Source organism: Fluviicola chungangensis, assembly GCF_007558725.1.
Classification (GTDB): domain Bacteria; phylum Bacteroidota; class Bacteroidia; order Flavobacteriales_D; family Crocinitomicaceae; genus Fluviicola; species Fluviicola chungangensis.
Genome location: NZ_VLPL01000003.1, coordinates 430,490 through 453,822, shown reverse-complemented (window position 1 = coordinate 453,822; position 23,333 = coordinate 430,490). Strand labels below are relative to the sequence as shown.

Here is a 23,333-nt window from a genome sequence, read left to right as displayed (position 1 = left end):
ATTATGATGCTAAGACTTCGGGATATTAAGACAGATCAGACGCTCAATTCCTGCATTTTCAAGAAATTTAGCTTGCCACGATCGGTAAAAGATTTACCACTTCCGGAATTTCAGCCAATTCCCGGATTCTGGGAACATTTCGTTCTTTCTTGTACTTGTGCTCCGGATCAAAATGAATCGCGGTCCAGCCGGCGTTTAACGCGCCGATGATATCTGCTTTGAAATCGTCTCCGATCATGATGGCATGAGCTGTCTTACAATTAGTTAAGCGCTGGGCTTCCCGGAAAATTTCCCGATGCGGCTTGGTGAAACCAATTTCTTCGGAGCAAAGCACGGTATTGAAAAAATGACTGATGCCGCTTTTCTGCAACTTGATGTGTTGTACTTCCTTAAACCCATTGGTGATAATATGCATGGAATAATCCTGCTGTTTCAAGGATTCCAGCGTTTCGATCGCTCCCGGGAAAAGGTTTGTTTGCTGTGGAGAAAGCTCGATGTATCCGTCACTCATCTGCTGTGCCAGTTCAAGGTCATGAATTCCATGATGAGCCAAAGCCTTCCGAAAACGATTATCCCTCAGTTCCTCTTTGGTTAATTTTCCGTTTCCGTACTGCTGCCATAAATCCGCATTAACCCGAATATAGGTGTGATGAAAATGCATGAAGTGCTCGATTGTTTCTCCCAATTTCAAATGGTCATACAAATGCTGCAGCGCAAAACGCGAATTGGTTTCAAAATCCCAAAGGGTTCTGTCCAAATCAAAAAACAATTGACGAACTTTCATTAAAACAGGGCTTTGACTCCGTATGCCAGTCCGGTTGTAATGGCTCCATTGATACAAATACCGAGCAGGATCAGGGGAAATGTTCGTTTTTCTTTTCCATAAAACTTTGCTGTCACGATGGATCCCAGGGGAACCGACAAAAACAAGGGTGCGTAAAAAGCAATTCCATAAATTCCGAAACGGCGTTTCAGCTTCACGATCAATTTATTGAAGCGTGTAAACTTCGGCTTGTATTTCAGGGGAGTTCCTTTTGTTATGGAATCGTGCAATGCGGCTTTACGTTTTTTGTGCGCACGAATCATGAAAAACTCGCTGGAGAAGTAAAAAATGAAGGCAGCTGTGAAAGCTCCGGCGATACAGGAAAGGTAAGTTTCAAAAAAATTTAATTTCATTGCCGGACCACCAAACGGAGCGAACATGAATTTGATCATGGATAATCCAAAGAGTGAAAAATACAGGTGCCAATGCATAATTTATCTCCTTAACATTTTACTCCGTAAGCCAAATCGCCGGCATCACCCAATCCAGGAACAATGTATGATTGAGCGGTCAATTCTTTATCGATCGCTCCCACCCAGATACATGCGGTATCCGGAAGGTGTTTTTTTACAAACTCAATGGCTTCGGGAGCAGCAATTGCAGACACAATATGAATTTTGGACGGTTTTCCTTGTTTCAATAAGGCTTTATAGACCATCACCATCGAACTTCCGGTTGCCAGCATCGGATCCGAAATGATCAGTGTTTTCCCGTCAATAGAAGGAGATGCCAGGTATTCTACGTGAATATCAAAGTCCTCGGCAGTAGTGTGTTTCCGGTAAGCAGAAACGAATGCGCTTTCCGCACGATCGAAATAATTCAGCAAGCCCTGGTGCATCGGCAAACCTGCACGCAGAATAGTTGCCAGCACAGGTTGCTGCTTTAAGGTCGAAACTTCCGCTTCACCCAGTGGTGTAGTTACCAATTCCGTTTGGTAATCCAAATGCTTACTTAACTCATAAGCCAATACTTCGGCCACGCGTTCCAAATTACGTCTAAAACGCATGGGATCAGTTTGAACGGTACAATCTCTTAACTCTCCCAGAAAGGTATTGAAGATGGATGTTGACTGACCTAAATTGTAAACCATAGTATTGAATATTGGAGGTGAATTATGTGCTTTCTCATCAGACATTTTGCCTATCCGCAAAATAAAGGAATAAAAGCAAACAATGGAAATAAAAATGTGTTTTGTTAGTGAATTTTAGTAGTTAAAAATAAGTCATATCCCAATCCTTAGATGTAATTTTGTAACATGGCCAAACAAAGCAAAATTGATTTTCGAATTTTCAGACGCTTATTGAAATTTGCAAAACCCTATAGAGGGCTTTTGATTTTGGCTTTCATCTGCACCGTTTTACTTTCGATACTTGGCCCATTACGCCCTATGATTATCGGGAATATGGTTCAAAAATACGTTGTCGACAGTCCGAATACCAGCTTATTTTTCCAATGGACCCTGATTGTCGGAGGAATTTTAATTTTCGAAGCGCTCCTTCAATTTTCGGCGGCATATTTCTCCAATTTGATGGCCCAATCGGTCATTCGCGATATTCGCGTGAAAGTTTTCAATCACTTGTCCACTTTCCGGATGCAGTTTTTTGATCGCTCTCCGGTTGGTGGTTTGGTTACACGGGTAGTTTCTGATATTGAAGCGATCTCAGAGGTTTTTTCTTCAGGATTGATCGATATCCTGGGAGATTTACTCATGTTGGTTGTGGTTTTGGCATTGATGTTTACAAGCAACTGGCAATTATCTCTCCTGACACTGATTCCTATCCCGATTCTCATTTTTGCGACCCGTGTGTTTGCTAAGGCCATGCGCAAAAGCTTCCAGCAGGAAGGAACCGCTGTACACCGCCTGAACTCGTTTGTCCAGGAACGATTGACCGGAATGAACATCGTTCAGGTTTTCGGAAGGGAAAAAATGGAGTACGTCGCTTTTCAGGAAGTGAATAAAACCCACCGGCAGGCGCACGTTAATGCAGTTTGGGCGTTTTCCATTTTCTTTCCCGTAGTCGAGTTCCTGAGTTCGCTTTCTGTTGCTTTACTTATTGTTTGGTGCGCTTTTTCCATGACAGACGAAAAAGTGGGAGACAAACAATTGTTCGGAACGGTGTTTAGCTTTACTCTTTGGATCCAGATGTTGTTCAGGCCCATTCGTATGCTGGCTGATAAATTCAATATTCTTCAGCGTGGAATTGTTCGTGCCGATAAAGTATTCGAATTGCTGGATACGCACGAACATGTGCAGGAATCAGGAACGGTTACACATTGTGATTTCGAGCAGCCTTTAAAATTCGAGCATGTTTATTTTGCATACAAGGACGAAGATTGGGTCTTAAAGGATATCAATCTGACGATCCAGCCGAAAGAAACAATCGCATTTGTGGGAGCAACCGGAGCAGGTAAAACGTCAATCGTTAACCTGTTGAGCCGCTTTTATGAATACCAGAAAGGAACAATCCACATTGGCGAGTTGGAATTGCGTGAAATCCAAATGGATACGCTGAGAAAGAACATTGCCATTGTGCTCCAGGATGTTTTCTTGTTTTCGGATACGATTCACAACAATATTACCTTGGGAAACGAGGAAATCAGCCGGGAAGAAGTGATTGCGGCAGCAAAAGCAGTCGGAGCCGATAGTTTCATAGAAAAACTGCCGAATGGATATGATTACCAGGTCGGTGAACGTGGAGGAGTACTTTCTGTGGGCCAAAGACAATTACTGGCATTCATCCGCGCATACGTCTACAATCCGCATATCCTGATTCTGGATGAAGCGACTTCGAGTGTTGACAACGAATCGGAACTCCTGATTCAGCGTGCTACCGAGCAGCTTACCAAAGGGCGGACTTCTATTGTGATCGCACACCGATTATCTACCATACAAGCAGCAGACAAGATAATTGTCCTGGACAAAGGTGAGATCCAGGAAATCGGATCCCACGAAGAATTATTACGCAAAGATGGAATGTACCGAAAACTGCATTCCATGCAATTCACAAAAAAATGACAAACGAATTAGGTCTTAAGATTGGTGGTGTTCCTGAACATTTTAATTTACCCTGGAGATTGGCAATTGAAGAAGGCCGCTTCCAGGAAATCGGGTTAAATCTGCATTGGTCTGACATGAGTGGCGGAACGGGACAAATGATCCGCGGACTGGAAACAGAATCGCTTGATATTGCTGTACTTTTGACGGAAGGAATTACCAAGTCCATTCTACAGGGTTTGGATGCCAAAATCCTGGAAGTATACGTCGTTTCCCCCTTAAGCTGGGGAATTCACGTTCCCAATAAAGGTGCGATCAAAAAACCGGAAGACGTCAAAGACCAAACTTTCGCTATTTCGCGCTATGGTTCCGGATCTCATTTAATGGCATACGTGATGGCAGATCAGTACGACTGGGGCTTGGAGGACTTGAAATTTAACGTTATCGGTGACGTTTACGGAGGATTGTGGGCATTGGAAAACAATGAAGCCCAGGCTTTCCTTTGGGAAAAGTATACGACTTTTCCTTTTGTAGAACAGGGAAAATGTGACTATGTAGGCGACGTGATCACTCCATGGCCGTGTTTTGTTATCGCGGCACGCACGGAAATCGCAGAGAAATATCCGGAAATGTTAAAGAAAATGTGCGCAATCGTTAACCAAAAGGCATTGGAAGTAAAGAAACAGCCAGATTCTGCAGAAATGATCTCCTGGCGCTACAACCTGCCATTGGAACAGGTAAAACAATGGTTATCAGAAACGGATTGGAATTATAAAGGGGCTGAGTATCCGCTTGCATTTGAGAAGACAACCCATTATCTGAAAAAATTGAATTTACTGTCGGAAGAAGAGGCAGAAGACTGGGAAGAGAAGTTGTTTGTTTAAGTATCAAGAGTTCAAAATGAGTTCAAAATGAGTTCAAAATGAGTTCAAAATTGCAACATTTTAAACATTTGAACCTATTGAACTTGTTTTACCAGCCATTCGACTGCCGTTTCGCTCTTTTTTGGCGTTTTGCATTTCGCTTGACACTTTTCTTGGCGGCTTTGGATTGCCTTGCCCAAAAAGCTTTTTTGGATTTCTTTGCTTCCTTTTTGGCGGCTTTGGCTTCTTTCTTTCTGCGTTTTGCGATCGTTTTCTCGGCTTTGGCAACAGATCCGTCCTGGCCATAGGATGAAGTCACAGATCCCGCGCCAAAAATAAACAGCCCACACAATACAATCCCTTGTAAAATCGTTCTTAACTTCATAATTTTGTCATTCCAATAAGGTAAAGTGAAAATACGAATCTTTTTATTGATTTTAGTCTTAGCCGGCGTTTCTTGTAAAAAAAACAGGACACACCCGGTTCCGAGTGTTGCATTCGATTTTCAGATCGATTTGACTTTACCCTCATACCAGGAACTGAACAGCGTGGGAGGCTGGTCTTACGTTTCAGGCGGAATAAAAGGAATTGTTGTCTACAGACAATCCCTGGACGTTTTTGTAGCCTGGGAGCGCATGTCTCCGGAAGATCCGGACAATGTATGCGCCACGGGATTAACAGCAGATTCCACCAATTTCCTGCAATTAAAAGATCCCTGTTCGGGTGCCGTTTTTTCGATGTATGACGGATCTCCCATTTCGGGATCCAGCTGGGGCTTGCGCAAATATCAGGCTATCTGGAACGGAAGTAACTTGTTGCGGATTTATAACTGATAGTTCAATCGTTCAAGTTTCTAAATGAAAACTTTTTACTTTATTGATTTTATCTGATCCCCTAAACTTATTTTTTGAACTCTTTTGAACTCCCATCCGCTTCGGTTTTCCAGATCTCTACATATGAGTTCGAATTTCTTGGATTTATTCCGTGTAAGAATTTATCTACGAACCCCGGTTCTATCTGGGATTCCAAATGCATATCCGGATAAATTACCTTGAAGGTATCAATACGCTGTTCCAAATTCTTCTGTCCAAAGAAGAAAATATAATCCTGTGGTTCAACAGTATAATAGCTTGCCGGATTAATGGTATCCGTATTCCAGCGTTCCAGAATCGTATACTGCCATTTTCCCGAATAGAAATACGGCATCATTTCCGGATTGGTTTCTCCTGTTGCTTCAATTAAAATGTGTTCATCCCCATGCGTTTTCCCATACAGCGCATACATGGTATTCACCCGTGATTTCTTTGAAGGCATCACCGTTACGATGCAAAAGAGCGGAATATTTAAAATCCAAAATCCGATCCAGGAAACTTTCCAGAAACCATTCCAGAACTTGCGTACCCGGAGTTGTTCTATCCCAAGGAAAACCAGGATGACTACCAAGGGAAAAATTGTCAAAATAAACCGTTCCTGCCTGTTTGGAAAGATGGTGTGAAATAAGAGGAAAACGAAAGTAGGAATAAACAAAATGAGGTACTTCCTGGCAGACTTGAAATAAGCTATCAAAGCCAGAATTCCGAGTGGAAACAGTAAAAACCCGAAAAGTACATAGAAATACATGAAGTAATTCGCATTTTTCATGTAGCGGGTTCCTTCGTTCATGTTATAAACCACATACCCTTTGAATTCAGCGAACGGATATCCCCAAATGAAGTAATCTACCACGCCTTGTGTCAGCAGAAACATCACCAGAGACCCCGTACTCATTAAGATCAATTTTCTCCACTCCCCTTTAATGAGATAATAAATCCCCAAACCAACTGCATAAATTGTAATCTGGTAACGAAAAGAAATGGCTACTCCTATCAGCAACCCGGCATAAAACAATGCCCATTTGTTGTCTTTCAAACTCAGCCAGACTGCCCACATCAGGAATGGAATGCTCACCACTTCCACCAGGTTTCTGACAGAAAGGAAAGGCATTGCCCATAAAAGTGCCAGTAACCAGCCAACATACGCCGCTGTTTTCTTGTTGGATAACTTTTCAGTGATCAAATACCCGAATCGGATAACCAGCAATGAAAAGAAGGCATGAACAACTCGGTTTATTAGCATAAGTGTTTTAGGATCTGAAATCCCTATCGACTTCAAAGCAGAGAAAAACAGGTAATTCAAACCAACATAGGTAAAACTGTGCCCTTCCGGTGCTGCACCGGCCGGTTTATTCCACGGAAGCCAATGATTGTAATCAAATCCATCTGCCCAGGAACCGGCAGCTTCGATGACCAAAAAATGATCATCATGCATACTGTAACCTTCTGAGAAAATTGCAGCTATTAATCGGACGATCAATCCAACAAATAAGATGGTTTGGAGCGATGTCCAATCTATGGTTTTAATTCTTTCAGAAAATTGCATGAAACAAAATTAGTGAATCTGGTAAATTATCCAATTAAGTTATTATTACTTCTGTGTGCCATCTGCAGGAAGCAAAAAAAGGGATCTTCGCCGAGGCTGAGATCCCTTTTTCAATATATACTAGCTGTTTCTTAGTATCTGTAAGCATCCGATTTGAACGGACCTTCAACAGTTACACCGATGTAATCTGCCTGGTCCTGTGTCAATGTTTCCAATTCCACACCAATCTTAGCCAAATGCAAACGAGCTACTTTCTCATCCAAATGTTTCGGCAACACGTATACATCGTTCTCATAGTTTGCAGAATTTTCCCACAATTCCAATTGAGCCAATGTTTGGTTTGTAAATGAATTCGACATTACGAATGAAGGGTGACCGGTTGCACAACCCAGGTTCACCAAACGACCTTCAGCAAGGATAATCACATCGTTTCCTTTTACATTGTAAATATCCACTTGTGGTTTTACTGTAGATTTAGTAGAACCGTAGTTTGAATTCAACCAAGCCATATCGATTTCGTTATCGAAGTGACCAATGTTACAAACGATTGTTTTATCTTTCATTTTCTCGAAATGACGCCCCATTACAATGTCTTTGTTTCCTGTCGTTGTTACCACGATATCCACATTGTGAACGACGCTATCCAATTTCTTTACTTCAAATCCGTCCATTGCAGCTTGCAACGCACAGATCGGGTCAATTTCAGTAACAATTACACGAGCTCCTGCTCCACGCAAGGAAGCCGCTGAACCTTTACCAACATCTCCGTAACCACAAACTACAGCAACTTTACCTGCCATCATCACGTCCGTAGCACGACGGATAGAATCCACTAAAGATTCTTTACATCCGTATTTGTTATCGAATTTTGATTTGGTAACCGAATCATTTACGTTGATTGCAGGCATTACCAATGTTCCGTTTTTCTTGCGCTCATACAGACGGTGAACACCCGTTGTTGTTTCTTCGGATAATCCGCGGATATCTGCTGTCAATTCAGGGAAGCGGTCAAACACCATGTTTGTTAAATCACCACCGTCGTCCAGAATCATGTTCAATGGTTTTCCACCTTCGAATGCGAACAAAGTTTGCTCAATACACCAGTCAAACTCCTCCTCGTTCATTCCTTTCCACGCATAAACAGGAATTCCTGCAGCAGCAATTGCAGCAGCAGCGTGATCCTGCGTTGAGAAGATGTTACAAGAAGACCAGGTAACTTCAGCTCCCAATTCAACCAATGTTTCAATTAAAACAGCTGTTTGAATTGTCATGTGTAAACATCCTGCAATACGCGCTCCCTTTAATGGTTTTTTTGCGCCGTATTCCGCACGTAAGGACATTAATCCTGGCATTTCAGCTTCTGCTAAAACGATCTCTTTACGACCCCACTCAGCAAGTGAAATGTCTTTTACTTTGTAAGCTAATTTTTCAGTTGTATTGCTCATAAATGATTGTTTGCTCTTATTTTAAGACAGCAAAGATACTGTATAGGTTTGTGAATTAAAAATTATCAATTACACAATTGTAAATTATCCGGGACATCTTTTACCAATTATTCACTCGCAGCTGATCATTTTTCAATCTTTTCGGTTTTCCGATCAAATGCAAAATGGTTACCGGGCCACTTTTCACCTTACCGATGTTCCAATCGTAGTTTTCATGTCCTTTTACCCGGTTTACCAATTCCTCCATTTCCGGAACAGTATACGTGCGCAAAGCGGAAAGAATTCCATCGAGCATGACAAAAAGCGGCACCAAAGGAATGATATATGTAAAGAAAATACGTCCAAGTGAAAATGGTTTAATAAACGGTGTCATCAGTAACACGTTGACAGGCGAAAAGGTCATCGCAAGCACACTCTTTACATTCCGTTCCTGTGATTCGAACAGCGCAATCCGACTGTTGTTGTCTACCGCATTTTTCAGGATCTGAACCGCATCTTCTTCCCGGAAATGATGCAGAGATAAAAACTGGGTGCGTACCCCTTTTAAACGTTCAGGAACCTTACGCGCATCCACTGACTCTTTTTCATAAGTGAAATTCGCGGATTGCTGATGAACATATTCAAACGCTTTCCGATTCGGGTAATAATCGGTGAGGATGATCTTCAAGTCCGGATGCTGCTCCTTTAAACGATTCGACAAGCGATACAAACCACCACCGCCACCTGATGCCAAATCCACAATCGTATGGTTCCCATCTTCCGATACCAATTCAGATAAAAACGGTGTAACCTTTTTATAAATGTCAAATTGATTGGATATAAACTGAAGAAAATCTGTCAGATAATTTCTCAAAAAAGCAGGAAACCATGTTTGATCTTCAAATTCAAATAGCTGCTTACGTTTCATGATAGAATATTTTGTACCTTTAGGTCAAAGGTACTAAAACAATTTGAATTAGGTCAAGTTTACTAAAAAATTAATATGAAAACACGGGATAAAATATTACAAACGGCCTTGAACTTGTTCAACACCTACGGAGTTCCCAATGTTACTTTGCGCAGGATTGCTTCAGAAATGTTTATCAGCCAGGGGAATCTGAACTATCATTTCAAACACCGGGAGGACATCATCGAAGCACTTTATTTTCAACTTCTGGAAGTATTTAACGAGGAGAAAGGAAAACTGGATACGGAAGAAATAAACTTTCAATTTGTACTGGATTCCACCCGTGCGGGAATGGAGGCTTTGTTCCGTTACCGTTTTTTGATGATCGATTTCAACCAGAATATGCGCGAAAATCCGAAATTGCATGAGCATTTCAAACAATTGGAGGAGGTGAGACGAACCACGTACCTGCATTCATTTGACCTGGCAATCAAATCCGGAGTGATGCGTGCACCTGCTTTTGAAGGAGAATATGACGGATTAAATGAACGCATTCGTGTTTTCAGTGACTACTGGATTGCTTCGGCAGAAGTTTACGGAGAACCCGTGGAGACAACTGTCGACAAATACCACAACTTACTGGTAGAAATGTTCTTTCCTTATTTCACGAAAGATTCTCAAAGAGAATTTTTATTGAAGCGATTGTGATTTGGCCGGACAATTACCTAAACAACTCTGTCATTACTTTTCCTTTCCCGGTATAAAAGGGAAAATGAAGCAATTCACCGATAGTGGCGGAAATATCCAATTGATCGTACGGTGTGTTCAACTGCACATTGGATTTAAAATCGGGCGACAATGCGAATAACTCAATATGCCGGCATCCGTCACAATTATCTCCGTGACTCTTATATCCATCTGAAATCCCATCGAGATGCCTTCCATGATCATTGGTAATGATCAACGTGGTTTTATCTTTATAAACAGGTGAGTTCTGGATATAATTCCAAATGATCCCAAGGTATTCGTCTGTTTTTCGGATGGCATCGATATACCGTGCAGAATCGCCTTGATGCCCAAAAAAATCCGGATCCTTAAATGCAATTAACATCAACTTCGGTTGATTAGCTGCCAAGACATTCAATGCGATTTCCAGCGTTACCGAATCAGCCCGGTAACCTCCTGTGCCATCGCCGTTCACGCCACAATTAAAAAATGGCCGATACTGGTCCTGGTAATCCGGATAAAGGCAATTGGACAATACCCGTAACTTATCTTTTGAACCAATGATCCCACATTTGGTGTAGGTTTCGTTGGTACTTTTCAGCCACATCTGGAAAATAGAAGGATAATTGGGCAATTGTGATCCGTCGTTTGCAATGGATTGGTAATTTCCGGTACAAATCGCAGTATGTCCGGGAATAGTGAAAGTTTCTCCCAGGTTCCTGAAATTAGTGAATAACGCTCCGTAAGCGGATAAACTGTCCCGGACCGGAATATTGATGCGTAGCGGGTCGCCCCAGGTTTCAGAGTAGCGCGGACCATCAATGGCGATGATAATTACATTTTGAGTTTGATACTTCCGATACGGGGAGACTTTGTCGTGCGTACAGGCGAGCAGTATCAAGAACACAAATAAGACAGAGAAAAATCGAAAGATCATACCACAAGGTACAAAAAATCCTCCGGCTGAGCCAAGAGGATTCTCCAACAATAAAAACAGAGTCTAAGGAAACTCTTGTTTAACAATACACTATAACTTGGCCAAAGCTTCCTTTACCAACTCGGAAACACGTTTTCCATCAGCCTTTCCTGCCAACTGACCATTTACCGGCCCCATTACTTTCCCCATATCCTGAGGTCCGCTGGCACCAATTTCAGCAATTTTTGCAGCAATTAACTGACGTACTTCGTCGTCGGACATCATTTTTGGTAAATAATCCTCCAACACTTTAGCCTGAAACAATTCTTCTTCCGCCAAATCGTTTCTTCCCTGGTCAACATAGATCTGATACGTTTCCATGCGCTGCTTATGAAGCTTCAGAACAATTTTGTTTGCTGCCTCTTCTGTCAATTCACCTGAGCTACCTGATGTTGCCTCCAGTAATAATTTGCTTTTAATGTCACGCAAAACAGCCAGGCGTTCTTTCTCCTTTGCAAGCATTGCGTTCTTGATATCCTGATTTATTTTTTCTGTAAAGTCCATTTTCTGAGATTTAAGACTGAAGACAAAAGACCATAGACGGATCTGTCTTTAGTCTTGCATCTCAAGTCTATAAGTCTAATTAATCTACGTTATCGTGTAAGAACGAGTTGTTTGTTTTAATCCCGTCATCTGACAATCCGAAACGGCTCACATTGGATTCTTCGCTTTTTACGACTTGGTCCAAATGAATATTTCTTCTGACGAATGCCGGTTCATCTTCCAATTCTTTCAACCCTTCTGCTTTCTTCAATTTGTTGTTGTAATTCTTGATACGTTCCATACGTTCCAGGTTACGACGTTGTAACTCTTCTGCACTTACGGGAGCTTTCTGAACAACATTTTCCAATTCCACTTTTGCTTCCGCTTCATCTTCCAAGAAATAACGCTTAGGCTGCTCTTCTACAGAAGGAGTTGACATGGGTGTAACCATTGGTTTCGCTTCTGATTTCACTTCCCAGTCAAACTCGATAGTTCCGGAAGTTGCAGATTTGATCTCTTCAGTCTTCGGTTCCGATTTCAAAAACGGTTCTTCTTCTTTTTTCTCAGGAATAACCTGGTGAGTTGGAGAAGTCAAAGGAGTCTTGATCTCATTCTTCGGCTCGTCTTCCAAAACAGAAACCGTTTTTTCCGGAGCTTTTTCAAAACCCGTGAACGGCGTAGAGTTAAATCCGGTTGCCACTAAAGTAACACTTAATTTATCTCCCAAGCTCGGATCGTAACCATGCCCCCAGATAACGTCTGCAGTTGATCCGGCTTCTTCCTGGATATAATCGGTAATCTCACCGATCTCATCCATTGTTACTTCGATATCTCCGTAAGTAATATTCAATAAGATGTATTTCGCTCCTTCGATGTTATTATCGTTCAGTAACGGAGAGTTCAATGCTTCCTGTACAGCAGTAATTGCACGGCCTTCACCTTCAGCAACAGACGATCCCATAATCGCCACACCGGAATCACGCATGACTGTGTTCACGTCGTTGAAATCCACGTTGATCGCTCCTGTTGTGGTAATTACATCTGCAATTCCTTTTGCAGCTGTTGCCAATACATTATCAGCCATGGCAAAGGCCTGGGCCAACGACATATTGCCGCCAACTTCACGCAAACGCTCGTTATTGATCACCAATAAAGTATCCACACACTGGCGCATCACATCCAACCCTTCTTCTGCTTGCTGGCGGCGGCGGCGGCCTTCAAAAGCGAAAGGAACCGTCACGATACCAACAGTTAATATATTCAACTCTTTAGCAACCTGGGCAATTACCGGTGCAGCACCTGTTCCGGTTCCCCCACCCATTCCGGCAGTTACAAAAACCATTTTGGTACCGCTTGAAAGCAACGAACGGATATCTTCAATATTCTCTACCGCAGCATTTCTACCGATTTCAGGAATTGCACCCGCACCACGTCCTTCAGTCAAGCTAGGTCCCAACTGAATTTTATAAGGCACCGGAGAGATATCCAAGGCCTGACGGTCTGTATTACAAACGATGAAATCAACACCTTTGATTTCCTGATCGAACATGTGGTTTACAGCATTACTTCCACCACCACCAACACCAATTACCTTAATAATTGAAGTTGTTCCTTTTGGCAAATCGAATTCCATATGCTTTTTTTTATTGTTGTTGTTATTGTTGTCTTTTTAATGCATTGGTTTAACTTCTTTTGAAAATGTTAAACGCTTCATTGCTGTCATTCCGGATCAAAAACCCATCGTGGCGAATATAGTATTACTCCTCTTCCGCGAAGAAATTTTTACTTTTTGTTAACAAAGTATCAAAGAAACTTCCTCTTGTCTTGGTAGAATGTCCTTTCACCTGACCGGTTACAGACTCAACCTGCTTTTGCGGAGCTTCATTTTCAAATCCTTTCATCACCAGTCCGATACCGGTTGCGTACATCGGAGAAGTAATCGCTTCAATGGTATTCGTTGATGCCAAGTGTTCTGTCGGAAGACCGATTCTCGTTGTCATACCGGTCATGTATTCAAATAACTGAGTGATGTGTTTCAATTGAGAACCACCACCTGTTACTACAATACCTGCAATCATCTTCTTCTCGTATCCTGAATTCACAATTTCATAATGAACGTGTTCGATGATCTCTTCCATACGTGCCTGAATAATACTTGCCAAGTTGCGAAGCGTGATCTCTTTCGGATCTCTTCCACGCAGTCCAGGAATGCAAACAACCTCCGTTTCCAGGCTTTCAGAAGCAAGTGCCGAACCAAACTTCACTTTCAATGCTTCCGCATGGCGACGAAGGATCGTACAACCTTCCTTGATATCGTCGGTAATCACATTCCCGCCGAACGGAATCACTGCTGTATGACGAATAACTCCTTCATGGAAAATAGCTACGTCTGTCGTTCCACCACCGATATCGACCAAAACCACTCCGGCTTCTTTTTCCTCATCGTTCAAAACAGCATCTGCCGAAGCAATCGGTTCCAAAATGATATCCTTCACCTGGAGACCTGATTTATCAACGCACACTTTGATGTTCTTTGCCGCATTGATCTGACCTGTAATGATGTGGAAGTTTGCTTCCAAACGCACTCCCATCATTCCGATCGGATCAATGATACCCTGCTCGTTATCTACAATGTATTCCTGTGGTAAAACGTGAATAATTTCTTCTCCCGGAGGCATCACCAACTTGTACATATCATCGATCAACGCATTGATATCCTTTTGAGCAATTTCCGTATCCGGATTATTTCGTGTGTAAATTCCACGGTGCTGTAAACTCTTGATATGCTGTCCTGCAATTCCGACATTCACCACACGAATGATCAAATCTGCGTCCACTCGGTTCTGAGCTTCTTCCACAGCGGATTTAATGGATTGAACCGTTTTCTCAATATTGGACACGATTCCTCTGGCAACGCCCAAAGACTCGCTCTTACCCATGGAAATAATTTCAATTTTTCCGTGTTCATTTTTCGTACCAACCAAGCATGCAATCTTGGTTGTTCCAATATCCAATCCAACTACAATCTTTTTTCCCGCTGACATAAAATCTCCTTATTTCTTCAACCTACATCCCGGCATTCATCGCCCGAACTAAATTCGACCGCTTCTAACAGAGTTAACAGAATTTTATCCGATTAAACCTTGTCTTTATCGGGTAAAAACCAGCACATATCGATGTTTTGGTTCTTACCCATCATACGGTATGTACAAACTTAAATTTTATTTTGTCGCGTTTTTCGTGAATTTAGAATACTTATTAAACAACTATTGTTAATAAAGATAGCGTGTTTTTTCAGCTCAAAACCACGCTTTACCCCAGTAAAATCAATGCCTTTCAACTAGTTTGTTAATTATCAGTTCATTCATCATTTGAAAACAAAAAATTTATTTAACTTTAATGACTACGCATGAACCAATTATTGCCATGTCCAAACGACTGTTAATTGTCCTATTATTACTCCCGGCCTTTCAGGTCTTGTATGCTCAAAAAACTGACCTGCAAAGACTTGAAGATTTAAAGCTTAGAATCAAGCAGGCAACCTACTACGACAGCTCAACGGTGTTCACACTCGGAAATCAATGCATCCGGCTTGCAAAAAAACTGCACAAGGAAAATGAGATCGGATACGTTTACCAATATTATGGAAGTTTCAATTATTACGCGAACAATTTAAACCAGGCAAAAAAATACTACTCCAAAAGCATTTCGATCGGGGAAAAAACAAAGGACTACAAATTGATCAATTCCACCATGATCCGGCTTAACTTCCTCACCTTAGACCAGGACGCCCTGAAGGCTGAAGACGGATTCCGGAAACTTCTTCAGGAGGCCCAAAAAAGAAACTACATCGAAAATCAACTGGAAATATACAATGGTTTCGGAATCATGTATGAAACCAGGCTTATGTATGATAAAGCCACTGAAAGTTATTTGAAAGGATTGCGAATATCCGAAAAATACGATAAAAAATTTGCTACGGGATACCTGCTCAACAACTTGGCGTTGCTCAAGTTAAAAGCAAAAAAATACGAAGAAGCAAAAAAAGATCTGGAACGCGCACTCGTCCTCTCAACCGAAACAAATGAATCCCGACTGCGACTCAATGTACTGAATAACCTGGGATTGGTAACGCATGAGATCAAAGACTATAAAGGCTCCGTTATTCATTACAAACAGACTGTTTCAGAGGCAAAAAAAATTGGATTTCCGGCTGGAATTCTCGCTGCATACATCAATTTATCCTCTTCCTATTTAGATAACAAACAGTTAACCGAAGCTTCAAAAAGCAGTGATTCTGCGCTCGCAATTGTTCAAACATATCGCGATCCGCTCTTCCTTATCAATGCGTATATCATGAGGGGAATGGTTTCAACCGAACAAAAAGACTTCGCCACTGCCAAACGCTGCATTGACTCGGTTCAGCTCTTTCTGAAATCCTACAACGATCCCAACTTCCGAAAAGAATTGATCGCGTTACAATCCAAACTGGCATCAGCTCAGGGAAATTTCAGACTGGCATACGACCTGGAACGCGAATACAGCAGTTTATCCGATAGTATCCGGGAGGTTTCAAACGAAAATGAGCAAACGCGACTTCAAACCATCTATGGAAAAGAACGTCTTGAAAACGCACTGACCGATTCGAAACAGCGGAATAAAATCCTGCGAACCAGAAGTGAACTAAAATCTGCAAACTACCGATTTATTTTCCTGGTCGTTCTGTCGGTATTCCTGCTCGTAATTGCAGCCATTTATATTTACAACGTCCGCAAATCACGCCAAATAAAATCCATTTTTTCGCAAAAATTAATCGAACAAATCGATGAAGAGCGTTCGCGCATTTCCAAAGACCTGCATGACGACATCGGTCAAAGCCTGGCCGTGGTCAAATCCAAACTGAATTTGTTTGTTACCGGCAAGATCACACAACTGGACGGTGTTGATACGGAAATCGGGGATATCCTGGAACAAACCAGGGTTCTCAGCCATCAACTGCATCCAACCGCATTGGAAAAAATCGGTTTGGAACGCGCATTAAATTCTATTATTGAAAAAACACAATCCGGAACCGACATGCTGTGTCATTTTGATTTTGATCTGGGCGGTAAGGACCTGGGCCTGGAAACCAGTTCCCAAATCTACCGGATCATCCAGGAATGCATTTCCAATACGATCAAACACGCCCATGCAAGTGCACTGAAAGTAAGTATCATACGCAACAATGATGAACTGGTCATTCAATACAGGGATAATGGAATTGGTATTTCAGATGCCCAGGATAAACTCGGATTAGGCCTTTTAACTATTCATGAAAGAACAGCGATTATAGGCGGGCGATTAGAGATGAAAACGGGTACTAATAAGGGAATTTTTCTAACCATAACCATTTAGGATGAAGGTAATTTTAGCAGACGATCATCCAATCTTCAGAAGCGGTTTAAAATTTCTCCTGGAATCTTCTTTTGACCATGTAGAAATTCAAGCCTATGAAAATGGCTCCCAGGTAGTGGAAAACATTCCACTGTTCAATCCCGACATTGTACTATTGGATATTGACATGCCCGTTTTAAACGGATTGGAAACCTGCTCCATCATCCAGCAACAATACCCTGATTTAGCCGTCATTATCCTTTCCATTCACAAAACAACCGATATTATCAAACTTGCTTTTTACAATGGTGCGAGAGGTTATCTGATCAAAGACAATACTTCAGAAGAAATTGTGGAATGCATCAATTGGGTGAGAGAAGGAAAAACTTATTTGCCGCTTGTTTTGAGAAATCAGCACGACAGGCGTGAAATTGATCCCCGGATGGAATTGATTACGGACGAGATCAATTCGTTGACACCCACTGAACTGAAAGTTTTAAAACTGGTAAGTAAAAAATACTCCAGCAAGGAAATCGCAAACTTGCTTTTTGTTTCACCGAAATCAGTGGAAAACTACCGCTCGCGCATTTGTAAGAAATTGAACCTGGATGCACGCAACAATAGCCTGATCCTGTGGTGCATGGAAAATAAGTTTTTATTGGATTCAGACCAGCTTAAATGAGTTTCAAAGGTTTAAAGAGTTCAATTTGAACATTTGAACTATACCATCCCCAAACAACAAAGAGATCTTATTTTCATAAAACCTCTTTGTTTCGGGGCATAGTTGTGTGTGCCTAAATATGCCTTATGCAGCAGTAAGTAAAGTAGCAGTGTGATAGTGTTTAATATCATATTCCTGTAAACCCTCTTTGTCATTCAAAGATTGCCAATTCGGTCACTTCAGAAAACGGATCTTACCAGATACGCAACTTGCTCCCACTGGGAATATCAATCGCTAAAAGCGTGAATATAACCAGTAAGAGCTTTTATCGTTGCTTGCAACCGCTCAATTGGTATCTCTCCATTTTCGCCACCTTGACTAAAGCAGCGTCCACTACCAAGTTGAACAGTTTGCCGATGATTTAACGTAACATCTTGTTGTGTCACAGAACTAAAATACACAACTTGAAAAAAAGTAGTAGTAGATTATTACGTGTCATCTATTCTTAAAAAATTCTTAGTTAAGTTTATACTGACAAATCTATAAGTACAAAAGCATATATTTAAGAGGGCTGCCCCCTCAAAAAAAAGTTACTAAACTTTAGTGAAGTGAAATTTCAACGACTCCTTGCTAAATTTGTTTAAAAACAAACAGTTAAAGCGTGTCACGCAAATAGGTGCATACCACTTGATTGTGGTATTTCAGGTTAATCGTTTTGTATTTATTCCAACCAACATACGGGAGACCATTGGTATAAAAAACAACGAGTTTTTTTAATTTTTCAGTGATCTCATGCTCAGATGGTGCCGGCCCCAAAACAATTCGTTGTGCGCCTACACGCGGGATCAGGATGAAATCCCCCCATCGGTCCCGGTGAACCTGACTGATTTGAGCACTTAAAAACGGGTTTTCATGAATAACCTTCGCAATATGAAAAATCTCGTCCAGGCTTCTTTCATTCTTTAATTTCGGATTTGCTTCTATATCACTTACAAGCAGCGTATCAGACTTATCTTTGATATTTCCGGTGAAAACCAAAATCCGGGCAGTAAAATTAGGGGTCGGGTCCATGGTTGCACCTTTCGAATCAACATAAAAGCTTTCACCAAACTGGTTGAATACACGAGCGTATGGCTGTCTTACTTTTAGTTTAATTCCCCAGTTTCCGCCCAATTGTTTATAAACGTTCACCTCTTCTACTTCATGCATTTTCCGAATATTTTCTTCAATTGCTTTTGTATTGAGGTTTTTCATGAGTTGATTCGGATAAAAAAGATTTAAACGCTTCAAACGAACCAGCAATTCACTTTCCGTTAAAAACGCATTCTCATCCACAACGGAAATCGAAATATTGGGATCCTGAACGATGGTTTCATCCTGATTTTTACCCGCCAGCAACAATACCGTGATAACGGCAACAGCAAACAAAGCCCAGGCTGCTATTTTCAGTTTCTCTTTCAATTTATTTTTTTTCCAGTATTCTCTTCATTTCCGGAACAATCCGGTCAATATCCCCCGCACCGATTGTCAACACCACACCTTCCTTGAGTGTATTCGCAAATTCCAACACTTGTTCGGGCGTTTTCAAAGTAGCTTGCTTGCCGATCTTCCTGACCAATTCGTCACTTGTGACTCCCGGAACCGGTTCTTCCCTGGCCGGATATATCGGCATGATGATCACTTCATCCAACTGCCCCAGTTCGCTCACAAATCCTGCTTCAAAATCGCGCGTACGCGAAAACAAATGCGGTTGAAAAACACCGATTATCTTCTTATCCGGGTAAAGTAACCGAATGGAAGAAACCAGTGCTGCTATCTCGGTAGGGTGATGCGCGTAATCATCGATATAAACCAGTTTCTCAGTACGCACCTGGTATTCAAAACGTCTCTTAACCCCTTTGAAATTCTTTAATCCGGAACGAATTTCTGCTTCGGAAAGCCCCAATTCCCGGCACATGGCAGCCACTGCAAGTGCATTTTCCGCATTGTGAATCCCCGGAAGACCCAAAACAACTTCTTTCCAGACTTCCTCTCCGAAATGAAGGTCCATCAAGAAACGACCGTTTTCATAATGCAATCCGGTTCCGAAAACCATGGCATCCTGCTGGTTAATCCCATAGGAAATCCCCTTAAATCCGGTTTGACGAAGAGGAAGCCCGTATTTGTAGATCAACAACTGATTCTGCTTATGTTTATCGGCGTATTCCTGAAACCCTTCAATAAACGATTCTTTGGTCCCGTAAATATCCAAATGATCCGGGTCCATTGCCGTTATAATACTCGCATACGGCTTGAGCCGCAAAAAGGAACGGTCAAATTCATCTGCTTCAATAACCGAATATTCAGCCGAGGGATCAACCAATACATTGGAATTGAAGTTGGAAGAAATTCCACCCAAAAATGCAGAACAGTTCACATGAGATTGACTTAATACATACGCCAGCATCGTAGAAGTGGTTGTCTTACCATGAGTTCCTGCAACTCCCAGTCCTTTGCTGGTTTGAGTAATCAGTCCCAGCACCTCGCTTCTTTTTAAAACCCGGTGTTTTTCCTGTACATACACCAATTCTCCCATTGTTTTTGGAATTGCAGGTGTGTAAACCACCAGGGTCGATTCAACTTCCCGATAGGCAACCGGAATATTTCTGCCTAAATCTTCGAAATGAATCGCGATGCCTTCTTCCTGTAATTCGTCCGTTAAAGGAGACGGCGTTTTATCGTACCCGGCCACATCAAAGCCCTTCGCTTTAAAATAGCGTGCCAGTGCCGACATCCCGATTCCGCCGATGCCTATGAAATAAAAGCGTTTTATGTTGTTTAAATCCATTCCAAAATCTCCCCCTTTGAAGGGGGATTGAGGGGGATGGCCTTCCCCGGTTATTTTGTATTGAGCAGGCGCCACCCTCCTCAATCCTCCCTCAAGGGAGGAAGCTAAATCATTGTCTCAATCACATCCACAATATCTGCTGTTGCATTCGGTTTTGCCATTCGTTTAATTGCAACGCGCAATTCATTCATTTTATCGTTGTCATTCAGGATTTGTATAGCGCCTGAAATCAATTGTTCTTTGGCCACATCATCCTTAATCAGGATGGCCGCCTGATTTTTTACCAGTGCCATTGCATTTTTTGTCTGATGATCTTCAGAAACATTCGGCGAGGGAACCAGGATCGCTGGTTTCCCAACGATACACAATTCAGAGATCGATAATGCACCTGCCCGTGAAACAATGACATCGGCAACGCCGTAAGCAGCATCCATTCGTGCAATGAAATCTGTTAAGTATACCGGAGCTTTTTTACGTATCTCCAACTCCTGTTTCATCGCTTCAAAATAGTATTTTCCGCATTGCCATAAAACCTGTGTATTTGAATCCGCCAACCGATCCAATCCGTGAAGTACCCCTTCATTTAAAGTGCGTGCACCTAAACTCCCCCCCATCACCAACACGGTTCGTTTCGTCGGATCCAATGCCGGAAACTCCCGAAACGCTTCTTCTTTGGTAATAGAAGTACGATTCAACTCTTCCCGGACCGGATTTCCGGTTAAACGAATGGTCGCCGGAGGAAAGACGTTTTCAAGCCCTTCATACGCTACACAAACCGCCTTGACTTTTTTAGATAATAAGCGATTGGTCTTTCCCGGGTAAGAGTTCTGTTCCTGGATCAGAGTCGGAATTCCCAAACGCTGCGCCATCCGCAATGTCGGCCCACTTGCATAACCACCTACTCCAATGACAACTTCCGGTTTGAAATCTTTCAATATATTTTTCGCAAGGGAAAGGCTCTTCAACAATTTAAAAGGAAGCGCCAGGTTTTTAACGGTTAATTTTCTTTGCAGACCGACAATTGGCAACCCGACAATTTTGTAACCGGCTGCAGGAATTTTTTCCATTTCCATTTTTCCTTCCGCACCTACAAACAAAATTTCGACTTTCGGATTCCGTTTCTTAATCTCATTAGCAATGGCTAAAGCAGGAAAAATATGTCCTCCTGTTCCACCACCCGATATCACTATTTTTTTCAATTCTTTCATGCAAAAACACCTTCAGATTCGACAGAAACTTTTTCTTCTTGTTTTTGGGCAACTCCCTGCACAATCCCAATTCCCACACACGCCATGATCATGGCGGATCCTCCCATTGCCAGGAACGGCATGTTTTGACCCGTGACCGGGAAAATCCCCGTACAAACCATCATATTTACCGCTGCCTGGGAAAGCAACAAAATTCCAATTCCCAAACAGATGTATGTTTCAAACAACTGGTTCGACCGGAGTGCAATCCGCATAATCCGGTAGAGCAGAATGAGGTAAAACAGGATGAGAATAATGGCTGAAAACGATCCGAATTCTTCCACAAAAGAAGCGTAGAAGAAATCGGCATAGGCTTCCGGAATGAATTCCTTCACCTTTCCTTTCCCAATTCCCTGCCCGAGGAAACCTCCCAAATAAATTGCCTGTTCGGCATTGTTTGCCTGCAGATTCCCGGCCTGGTCAATATCTCCGCTGTTCTCATACCGATTTGAAATCCGGTTCATCCAGGTATCAAAACGCGGAAGGATATTCAATTCCGGTAGTGCCTTGTGCAGACCTACCGCCATAAAAAAAAGGAGCACACCGGCAAAAATGACCGAAAACAGTTTGGAAAACGGCACTCTCCCAAGGAAAAGCAGCGTAAAGCTGATCATAAACAGGATGGCAGCCGTTGAAAAGTTATCCTTAACAATCAACCCACAAATAATAACTATCGGTGCCATCACAGGTAAAAAGCCTTTTTTCCAATCATTCATTTCATTCTTCTTCTTGACCAACATCCTGGAAACATAGATCAACAGGGCCAGCTTGGCAAAATCGGAAGACTGAAAGGTTAATCCCACAAACGGGATTTTCACCCACCTGCCTGCTTCGTTCACTTTTGTTCCAAAGAAAAGGGTGAAGATCAACAAGGCAATTGAACCGTAATAAATAATCCTGGACATTTTGGAAATAACCATCGGGTCGCGTTTATGCACCCAGTACATTGCCAAAACAGCAAGAAGTATGTAAATAAAATGTTTGAATAAGTATTTAAACGGTGTTCCACCCTCAATCTTTACCAGAATCGGGACAAAACTGTACACAGAAACCAATGAAAACCCGAGCAAGATGAGTGTAATCACCCAAATCACCAGATCTCCCTTAAAATGCTTTCTTAAAAACTGTACCATGTTACTTACTGATGTAGCTTAACAAAGTTTTCGAACACCTCCATTTTTGTTTTCCATTCGTTTCCCTGAACGGTAAAGAGCAGAATGTGTCTTGCCTGTTTTGTTTTTTTCAAAAACTCCAATGCATCTTCAAGCGATTCCGTGCCGGTAACCAACGGCATTCCGGAAATAATGTCGGACGGAATGGAAAGTTGCGGATTATCGAATTGAGCACACCACTGAACGGAACGCAACGTTTCCGGATCCACTTGTGCCATTTCCCGGATATTGATTTCGCTTGACAACCAAAAAACCGGAAAAGGGAAGGTAGAAATTGTCGCAGAAAGTTCAACAACAGCCGGTTTATACCAGGTAAACACATCCATTCCCCACAACTTACCCAATGGTCTCAGGGACATCCGCTCGGCGGCATCAAGCGATTCTTTTCGTGCCTGAAGCAATTGAGCCTGCTGATCAACCTTTTTAATTTCCATGACA

Annotated in this window: 22 protein-coding genes; 6 read left to right on the top strand and 16 right to left on the bottom strand. The window is 42.0% G+C overall.

What is annotated here, in order from left to right; genetic code table 11:
• Positions 1-67 precede the first annotated feature (67 nt).
• The 3 genes from FO442_RS08230 to upp are packed head-to-tail and all read right to left on the bottom strand — an operon-like array spanning position 68 to position 1,913.
• Positions 68-784, bottom strand: a complete 717-nt coding sequence (locus FO442_RS08230; RefSeq protein WP_144332681.1) for a YjjG family noncanonical pyrimidine nucleotidase — start codon at positions 782-784, stop codon at positions 68-70.
• Positions 784-1,254, bottom strand: coding sequence for a hypothetical protein (locus FO442_RS08225; protein ID WP_144332680.1), 471 nt, complete (start codon positions 1,252-1,254; stop codon positions 784-786). Before FO442_RS08225 ends, FO442_RS08230 begins: the two co-directional genes overlap by 1 nt.
• An 11-nt stretch (positions 1,255-1,265) precedes the next feature.
• A complete protein-coding gene (gene upp, locus FO442_RS08220) occupies positions 1,266-1,913 on the bottom strand; it encodes a uracil phosphoribosyltransferase (protein WP_144332679.1) in 648 nt (215 codons plus the stop codon).
• 165 nt (positions 1,914-2,078) lie between these two features.
• On the opposite strand from upp, the gene FO442_RS08215 reads away from it, so the two are divergent.
• Positions 2,079-3,839, top strand: a complete 1,761-nt coding sequence (locus FO442_RS08215) for an ABC transporter ATP-binding protein (protein ID WP_144332678.1) — start codon at positions 2,079-2,081, stop codon at positions 3,837-3,839.
• A complete protein-coding gene (locus FO442_RS08210) occupies positions 3,836-4,702 on the top strand; it encodes a substrate-binding domain-containing protein (protein ID WP_144332677.1) in 867 nt (288 codons plus the stop codon). The genes FO442_RS08215 and FO442_RS08210 overlap by 4 nt, the downstream gene beginning before the upstream one ends.
• A gap of 88 nt (positions 4,703-4,790) precedes the next feature.
• Here FO442_RS08210 and FO442_RS08205 read toward each other — a convergent pair whose 3' ends face one another.
• The gene (locus FO442_RS08205) at positions 4,791-5,066 is read right to left on the bottom strand and encodes a hypothetical protein (RefSeq protein WP_144332676.1); all 276 of its coding nucleotides are present in this window, start codon (positions 5,064-5,066) and stop codon (positions 4,791-4,793) included.
• Positions 5,067-5,091: 25 nt separating this feature from the next.
• On the opposite strand from FO442_RS08205, the gene FO442_RS08200 reads away from it, so the two are divergent.
• Positions 5,092-5,514, top strand: coding sequence for a hypothetical protein (locus FO442_RS08200; RefSeq protein ID WP_144332675.1), 423 nt, complete (start codon positions 5,092-5,094; stop codon positions 5,512-5,514).
• 67 nt (positions 5,515-5,581) lie between these two features.
• Here the strand turns inward: FO442_RS08200 and FO442_RS08195 are convergent, their stop codons facing one another.
• The 3 genes from FO442_RS08195 to FO442_RS08185 all read right to left on the bottom strand — a co-directional run bounded on the left by FO442_RS08195 (position 5,582) and on the right by FO442_RS08185 (position 9,451).
• A complete protein-coding gene (locus tag FO442_RS08195) occupies positions 5,582-7,099 on the bottom strand; it encodes an ArnT family glycosyltransferase (RefSeq protein WP_144332674.1) in 1,518 nt (505 codons plus the stop codon).
• Between the two features lie 131 nt (positions 7,100-7,230).
• The gene (gene ahcY / locus FO442_RS08190; protein WP_144332673.1) at positions 7,231-8,544 is read right to left on the bottom strand and encodes an adenosylhomocysteinase; all 1,314 of its coding nucleotides are present in this window, start codon (positions 8,542-8,544) and stop codon (positions 7,231-7,233) included.
• Positions 8,545-8,644: 100 nt separating this feature from the next.
• The gene (locus tag FO442_RS08185) at positions 8,645-9,451 is read right to left on the bottom strand and encodes a class I SAM-dependent methyltransferase (protein ID WP_144332672.1); all 807 of its coding nucleotides are present in this window, start codon (positions 9,449-9,451) and stop codon (positions 8,645-8,647) included.
• A gap of 75 nt (positions 9,452-9,526) precedes the next feature.
• On the opposite strand from FO442_RS08185, the gene FO442_RS08180 reads away from it, so the two are divergent.
• Positions 9,527-10,138 carry a TetR/AcrR family transcriptional regulator gene (locus FO442_RS08180; protein WP_144332671.1) on the top strand — a complete coding sequence of 204 codons (612 nt, stop codon included), beginning with the start codon at positions 9,527-9,529 and terminating at the stop codon, positions 10,136-10,138.
• A 13-nt stretch (positions 10,139-10,151) separates the two neighbouring features.
• Here the strand turns inward: FO442_RS08180 and FO442_RS08175 are convergent, their stop codons facing one another.
• The 4 genes from FO442_RS08175 to ftsA form a co-directional block, all read right to left on the bottom strand.
• Positions 10,152-11,093 carry an alkaline phosphatase family protein gene (locus FO442_RS08175; RefSeq protein WP_144332670.1) on the bottom strand — a complete coding sequence of 314 codons (942 nt, stop codon included), beginning with the start codon at positions 11,091-11,093 and terminating at the stop codon, positions 10,152-10,154.
• Positions 11,094-11,183: 90 nt separating this feature from the next.
• The gene (locus FO442_RS08170) at positions 11,184-11,636 is read right to left on the bottom strand and encodes a GatB/YqeY domain-containing protein (protein WP_144332669.1); all 453 of its coding nucleotides are present in this window, start codon (positions 11,634-11,636) and stop codon (positions 11,184-11,186) included.
• 79 nt (positions 11,637-11,715) lie between these two features.
• The gene (ftsZ, locus tag FO442_RS08165; RefSeq protein WP_144332668.1) at positions 11,716-13,248 is read right to left on the bottom strand and encodes a cell division protein FtsZ; all 1,533 of its coding nucleotides are present in this window, start codon (positions 13,246-13,248) and stop codon (positions 11,716-11,718) included.
• Positions 13,249-13,372: 124 nt separating this feature from the next.
• The gene (gene ftsA / locus FO442_RS08160; RefSeq protein ID WP_144332667.1) at positions 13,373-14,659 is read right to left on the bottom strand and encodes a cell division protein FtsA; all 1,287 of its coding nucleotides are present in this window, start codon (positions 14,657-14,659) and stop codon (positions 13,373-13,375) included.
• Positions 14,660-15,014: 355 nt separating this feature from the next.
• Between ftsA and FO442_RS08155 the strand changes: the two genes are divergently transcribed.
• Both FO442_RS08155 and FO442_RS08150 read left to right on the top strand, forming a co-directional pair.
• On the top strand, positions 15,015-17,009 hold the full coding sequence (locus FO442_RS08155) for a sensor histidine kinase (protein WP_144332666.1): 1,995 nt from the start codon (positions 15,015-15,017) through the stop codon (positions 17,007-17,009).
• Position 17,010: 1 nt separating this feature from the next.
• Positions 17,011-17,670 (top strand): response regulator transcription factor, encoded by a 660-nt coding sequence (locus FO442_RS08150; protein ID WP_144332665.1) that lies wholly within the window; start codon positions 17,011-17,013, stop codon positions 17,668-17,670.
• Positions 17,671-18,303: 633 nt separating this feature from the next.
• Here the strand turns inward: FO442_RS08150 and FO442_RS08145 are convergent.
• The 5 genes from FO442_RS08145 to FO442_RS08125 all read right to left on the bottom strand — a co-directional run bounded on the left by FO442_RS08145 (position 18,304) and on the right by FO442_RS08125 (position 23,329).
• Positions 18,304-19,110, bottom strand: a complete 807-nt coding sequence (locus tag FO442_RS08145; protein WP_144332664.1) for a cell division protein FtsQ/DivIB — start codon at positions 19,108-19,110, stop codon at positions 18,304-18,306.
• A 1-nt stretch (position 19,111) separates the two neighbouring features.
• The gene (gene murC / locus FO442_RS08140; RefSeq protein ID WP_144332663.1) at positions 19,112-20,476 is read right to left on the bottom strand and encodes a UDP-N-acetylmuramate--L-alanine ligase; all 1,365 of its coding nucleotides are present in this window, start codon (positions 20,474-20,476) and stop codon (positions 19,112-19,114) included.
• Positions 20,477-20,580: 104 nt separating this feature from the next.
• Positions 20,581-21,684, bottom strand: a complete 1,104-nt coding sequence (gene murG, locus FO442_RS08135) for an undecaprenyldiphospho-muramoylpentapeptide beta-N-acetylglucosaminyltransferase (RefSeq protein ID WP_144332662.1) — start codon at positions 21,682-21,684, stop codon at positions 20,581-20,583.
• A complete protein-coding gene (locus FO442_RS08130) occupies positions 21,681-22,856 on the bottom strand; it encodes an FtsW/RodA/SpoVE family cell cycle protein (protein ID WP_144332661.1) in 1,176 nt (391 codons plus the stop codon). Before FO442_RS08130 ends, murG begins: the two co-directional genes overlap by 4 nt.
• A 5-nt stretch (positions 22,857-22,861) precedes the next feature.
• Positions 22,862-23,329 (bottom strand): hypothetical protein, encoded by a 468-nt coding sequence (locus FO442_RS08125; RefSeq protein WP_144332660.1) that lies wholly within the window; start codon positions 23,327-23,329, stop codon positions 22,862-22,864.
• Positions 23,330-23,333: the final 4 nt, after the last annotated feature.

What these genes read in the sequence shown, in the direction of transcription:
- FO442_RS08230 (WP_144332681.1), bottom strand. Translation starts at nt 784, where the DNA reads ATGAAAGTTCGTCAATTGTTTTTTGATTTGGACAGAACCCTTTGGGAT.
- FO442_RS08225 (WP_144332680.1), bottom strand. Translation starts at nt 1,254, where the DNA reads ATGCATTGGCACCTGTATTTTTCACTCTTTGGATTATCCATGATCAAA.
- upp (WP_144332679.1), bottom strand. Translation starts at nt 1,913, where the DNA reads ATGGTTTACAATTTAGGTCAGTCAACATCCATCTTCAATACCTTTCTG.
- FO442_RS08215 (WP_144332678.1), top strand. Translation starts at nt 2,079, where the DNA reads ATGGCCAAACAAAGCAAAATTGATTTTCGAATTTTCAGACGCTTATTG.
- FO442_RS08210 (WP_144332677.1), top strand. Translation starts at nt 3,836, where the DNA reads ATGACAAACGAATTAGGTCTTAAGATTGGTGGTGTTCCTGAACATTTT.
- FO442_RS08205 (WP_144332676.1), bottom strand. Translation starts at nt 5,066, where the DNA reads ATGAAGTTAAGAACGATTTTACAAGGGATTGTATTGTGTGGGCTGTTT.
- FO442_RS08195 (WP_144332674.1), bottom strand. Translation starts at nt 7,099, where the DNA reads ATGCAATTTTCTGAAAGAATTAAAACCATAGATTGGACATCGCTCCAA.
- ahcY (WP_144332673.1), bottom strand. Translation starts at nt 8,544, where the DNA reads ATGAGCAATACAACTGAAAAATTAGCTTACAAAGTAAAAGACATTTCA.
- FO442_RS08185 (WP_144332672.1), bottom strand. Translation starts at nt 9,451, where the DNA reads ATGAAACGTAAGCAGCTATTTGAATTTGAAGATCAAACATGGTTTCCT.
- FO442_RS08180 (WP_144332671.1), top strand. Translation starts at nt 9,527, where the DNA reads ATGAAAACACGGGATAAAATATTACAAACGGCCTTGAACTTGTTCAAC.
- FO442_RS08175 (WP_144332670.1), bottom strand. Translation starts at nt 11,093, where the DNA reads ATGATCTTTCGATTTTTCTCTGTCTTATTTGTGTTCTTGATACTGCTC.
- FO442_RS08170 (WP_144332669.1), bottom strand. Translation starts at nt 11,636, where the DNA reads ATGGACTTTACAGAAAAAATAAATCAGGATATCAAGAACGCAATGCTT.
- ftsZ (WP_144332668.1), bottom strand. Translation starts at nt 13,248, where the DNA reads ATGGAATTCGATTTGCCAAAAGGAACAACTTCAATTATTAAGGTAATT.
- ftsA (WP_144332667.1), bottom strand. Translation starts at nt 14,659, where the DNA reads ATGTCAGCGGGAAAAAAGATTGTAGTTGGATTGGATATTGGAACAACC.
- FO442_RS08155 (WP_144332666.1), top strand. Translation starts at nt 15,015, where the DNA reads ATGACTACGCATGAACCAATTATTGCCATGTCCAAACGACTGTTAATT.
- FO442_RS08150 (WP_144332665.1), top strand. Translation starts at nt 17,011, where the DNA reads ATGAAGGTAATTTTAGCAGACGATCATCCAATCTTCAGAAGCGGTTTA.
- murC (WP_144332663.1), bottom strand. Translation starts at nt 20,476, where the DNA reads ATGGATTTAAACAACATAAAACGCTTTTATTTCATAGGCATCGGCGGA.
- murG (WP_144332662.1), bottom strand. Translation starts at nt 21,684, where the DNA reads ATGAAAGAATTGAAAAAAATAGTGATATCGGGTGGTGGAACAGGAGGA.
- FO442_RS08130 (WP_144332661.1), bottom strand. Translation starts at nt 22,856, where the DNA reads ATGGTACAGTTTTTAAGAAAGCATTTTAAGGGAGATCTGGTGATTTGG.
- FO442_RS08125 (WP_144332660.1), bottom strand. Translation starts at nt 23,329, where the DNA reads ATGGAAATTAAAAAGGTTGATCAGCAGGCTCAATTGCTTCAGGCACGA.